This window comes from Mycobacterium sp. GA-1285 (genome assembly GCF_001499905.1).
In the GTDB taxonomy this organism is placed as follows: domain Bacteria; phylum Actinomycetota; class Actinomycetes; order Mycobacteriales; family Mycobacteriaceae; genus Mycobacterium.
Map to the genome: position 1 here is coordinate 1 of NZ_LQIS01000037.1, position 4,501 is coordinate 4,501.

Genomic DNA, 4,501 nt, shown 5'->3' on the forward strand with positions numbered 1-4,501 from the left:
CGGTGTTGATCCGTACTGGAGCTGATCGGCATCGGTTGGTGCTGACCAACCATCACATCGTGCTCGATGGCTGGTCGTTGCCGATTTTGTTGACAGAGATTTTCGCCGGTTATTACGGGCAACCGCTGGCTGCGCCGGTGCCGTATCGCCGGTTTGTGAGCTGGCTGGCTGATCGTGACCTGGATGCTGCGCGCGCGGCTTGGGCTCACGTGCTGGCCGGATTGGACACACCGACTCTCGTCGCACCGGCGCAAAGGTTAGGTCTCGGGACCCGTGACGTGACAACATCTTTCGTACCAGAGGAGACAACTAGTGCAATTAGCGAGCTCGCGCGCGCCTGCCAGACCACCATCAACGTCGTCCTGCAGGGTGCTTGGGCGCAAGTCCTTTCCTGGTTGACCGGCCAGTACGACGTGGTCTTCGGCGCCACCGTCTCAGGGCGCCCGGATGAGGTGCCCGGTGCGGAATCGATGGTCGGTCTGTTGATCAATACGGTGCCGGTGCGCGCCAGCATCACGGCGGCGACGACGATCGCCGAGTTGTTGGATCAGCTGCAAAGCGCCCATAACCGCACCCTCGAGCATCAGCACCTGGCGCTAAGCGAGATTCATCGCCTCACCGGTCAGGATCAACTGTTCGACACCTTGTTCATCTATGAGAACTATCCGGTCGATACCGCCGCGTTTGCCGGTGAGCACGAGTTGGCCGTCACCGACTTCACCAGCCGCGAATACAACCACTACCCGCTGACGGTACAAGCCCTGCCGGGCCGCGAATTGCGCCTCCGCGTCGAATACGACACCCAGGTGTTCAATGCGACGAAGATCGAAAAACTCTTGAGGCGGATGCAGAAGGTGTTGGTGGCTATGACCGCTGATACGGGCCACTAATGGGTGCCCGTGCTCGCGCGACCGTCGTCGCCAGTAGCTCGGCTCTTCGAGGCCTAACATGCTTGCTTTCGATCAGCCGGCAAGGGTTTCAAGCCGAGGACAAGGTGCCTAGCGGTCACCGTCGTGCCGCCGGCGTCGAATAATCCATAGGGGTGTGATGATCGAGGTACGACAGCGTGTCGGTTCGTCGGCTGCGCCGGGTCTAGCCGAGTCGATCCAGCTCCCCGGTGCTGATCCGACAACTGCGGCATCTCACGCTGACCGCTGCTTTGGGACAAGAAGCGAACATTCGGTAGCTATGGCCGTTGACCGCCACATAGGCGCCGCCAGCCGCAGCCACGATGACACCTCGCTAGCCAGCACGCGTGGCTCGAACAAAGAGTGCGAACGGGCGGCGAAAACGAACCGTATTGATATGGGGCAGCAGATATGACAGACGTTTCAAGGCGATTGTTGTCGATGGACCTGCTCGATGAGGATGAGCAGGCCTCCCTCGATGTGTGGACCAATCAAGCGGTGTTGGGGCAGCCGGCGACGTCGGTGGTGTCGGTTCCGGAGTTGTTCGCCGCGCAGGTGGCGCGGACTCCGGACGTGGTGGCGGTGACCTTCGAAGGCCGCTCTATGACATACCGCGAGCTGGATGGCGCGGCCAATCGGTTGGCGAACCTGTTGGTCGAGCACGGAGCCGGCCGGGGTGAATTCGTGGCGCTATTGTTTCCCCGGTCGGCCGAGGCGATCGTGACGATGCTGGCGGTGCTGAAAACCGGAGCGGCCTACTTGCCGATTGACCCCGCATTGCCCGAATCTCGGATCGGGTTCATGATCGCAGACGCCGCGCCTGTAGCCGCGGTGACCACCACCAAGCTCGCTGCCCGACTCGACGCGCACGACGTGCAGGTGATCAATGTCGATGACCCTCGAGTCAACACCTACCCGACGGAGGCCTTGCCCGGGCCGTCCGCCGACGACATTGCCTACCTGATCTACACATCAGGCACCACCGGTGTCCCTAAAGGGGTGGCGGTCACCCACGATAACGTCGTCCAGCTGCTGGGCCCGTTGGGCGCGAACCTGGCGGCGCCCGGTCAGGTGTGGTCACAGTGGCACTCTTACAGTTTCGACATCTCGGGCTGGGAAGTCTTCAATGCCCTCTTGCACGGCGGCCGATTGGTAGTGGCGCCCGATGCGGTCGCCGGCTCACCGGAGAACTTCCATGAATTGCTGATCGCTGAGCAGGTCAATGTCTTGTGCCAGACTCCGTCTGCATTGGGGATGTTGTCGCCGGAGGGCCTGGATTCGGTGACCGTGGTGGTGGGTGGCGAGGCCTGTCCGGTTGAGCTGAAGGACCGCTGGGCGCCGGGCCGGGTGATGATCAACGTCTACGGGCCCACCGAAACGACCATGTGGGTGGCGCTGAGTGCGCCGCTGACGCCGGGCTCAAAGGGCTCAGAGGTGCCAATAGGCTCACCGGTCCCGCGCGCTGCATTGTTCGTCTTGGATCCCTGGCTGCGGCCTGTATCGGAGGATGTGATCGGCGAGTTGTATGTTGCCGGGCCTCAACTTGCTTGTGGATATTGGGGTCGGCCGTCGTTGACGGGGTCGCGTTTTGTGGCGTGTCCGTTCGGTGGTGGTGGGCAGCGGATGTATCGCACCGGTGATTTGGTGCGGTGGGGTCCTGACGGGCAATTGCTGTATCTCGGGCGTGCTGATGAGCAGGTCAAGATTCGCGGGTATCGCATCGAGATCGGTGAGGTGCAGGCCGCCCTGGCGGCCTGTGACGAGGTGCAGCAGGCGGTGGTGATCGCCCGCGAGGACCGTCCTGGTGATAAGCGGTTGGTGGGTTATATCGTCGGCCCTGCCGATCCGACCGGGGTGCGCGCGGTGCTGGCTGAGCGTCTTCCGGCTTATATGGTGCCGGCAGCGGTCGTGGCGATGGAGGCGCTGCCGCTGACTGTAAACGGCAAGCTCGATAAGCGTGCCTTGCCGGCGCCGGAGTACACCGATGGCGGTCGATACCGTCGGCCAAGCACGCCTACTGAGGAATTTCTCGCCGGCGTTTTTGCTCAGGTGCTGGGCCTGGATCGGGTCGGGGTCGATGACTCGTTCTTCGATCTGGGCGGCGATTCGTTGTTGGCGATGCGGGCAATCGCGGCGGCCAACAAGTCTTTTCAGGCCGGTCTTTCGGTGCGGGCGTTATTCGAAGCGCCTTCGGTTGCTGAGTTGGCCTTGCATGTCGGTGAGGGTGGCGGGTTGGAGCCGTTGGTGGCGGTGCCGCGTCCTGCGGTAGTGCCGTTGTCGTTTGCGCAGCAGCGGTTGTGGTTCATCGATCAGTTGCAGGGACCCTCGGCGATCTACAACATGGCGGTGGCGTTGCGGCTCAGTGGGCGGTTGGACGCTGAGGCGTTGGGTCAGGCGTTGGCTGATGTGGTGGGCCGCCATGAGAGTCTGCGCACGTTGTTTGTGGCTCGTGATGGGGTTCCGCAGCAGTTGGTGTTGCCGATTGAGCGGGTCGACTTCGATTGGGGGGTGGTCGATTCCGTCGGTTGGCCGCAGGGCCGGCTGGAGGGGGCGATCGACGCTGCGGTAAGGCAGCCGTTCGATCTCGCGGCGCAGATTCCGTTCCGGGCACAACTTTTCTGTGTCGGTGACGATGAGCATGTGTTGGTCGCGGTGGTACATCACATTGCCGCCGATGGCTGGTCGATCAGGCCGTTGGTGACTGATCTTGCGTTGGCTTACAGTGCTCGGTGTGCCGGGCAGGCACCGGGGTGGGTGGATCTGCCGGTCCAGTATGTCGATTACACGTTGTGGCAGCGTGAGCAGCTCGGAGACATCGAGGACCCTGAGAGCCGGATCGCTGCGCAGGTGGGTTATTGGGAGCAGGCGTTGGCCGGGCTGCCTGAGCGCTTGGAGTTGCCCACCGATCGCCCATATCCCGCGGCGGCCGATTATCGGGGTGCGCGGGTGCGCCTGGAGTGGCCGGCGGAGTTGCAGCAGCGGGTCGCTGCGGTGGCCCGGGAGCATGATGCGACCAGTTTCATGGTCGTGCAGACCGCCTTGGCGGTGCTGTTGGCCAAGGTCAGTGCCAGCAGTGATGTGGCGGTGGGGTTCGCGATCGCCGGGCGCGGTGACCCGGCTCTTGATGCGCTGGTCGGGTTTTTCGTCAATACCTTGGTGTTACGGGTCGATCTCGGCGGAGATCCCACCGTTGCCGAGCTGTTGACCCAGGTGCGCGCGCGCAGCCTGGCTGCTTATGAACATCAAGACGTGCCGTTCGAGGTGTTGGTGGAACGGATCAACCCGACCCGAAGCTTGTCCCACCACCCATTGGTGCAGGTGTTGGTGGCCTGGCAGAACTTCGTCGGGCAAGACAGCGATTTAGCCGGGCTGGGGTTAGGCGATGTGCAGCTCTCGCCGTTGGAGGTGGACACCCGCACCGCTCGGATGGATTTGGCGTTTTCTTTCGGTGAGTACTGGGGCGACGACGGTGAGCCGGGCGGGATTCGCGGTGAGGTGGAGTTCCGCACCGATGTTTTTGATGTGGCCGGTGTTGAGGTGTTGGTGCAGCGGTTGCAGCGGGTGTTGGTGGCGATGACGGTTGATCCGTTGCG

The 4,501-nt window shown here is 62.8% G+C and carries 1 protein-coding gene and 1 pseudogene; both read left to right on the top strand.

Features of this window, described 5'->3' with window-relative positions:
- Positions 1 to 890, top strand: an 890-nt coding sequence (locus tag AU193_RS17375) for a condensation domain-containing protein (protein ID WP_156425270.1), incomplete at its 5' end; no start/stop codon positions are given.
- A gap of 435 nt (positions 891 to 1,325) precedes the next feature.
- A pseudogene (locus tag AU193_RS17380) lies at positions 1,326 to 4,501 on the top strand (amino acid adenylation domain-containing protein); the annotation flags it as partial.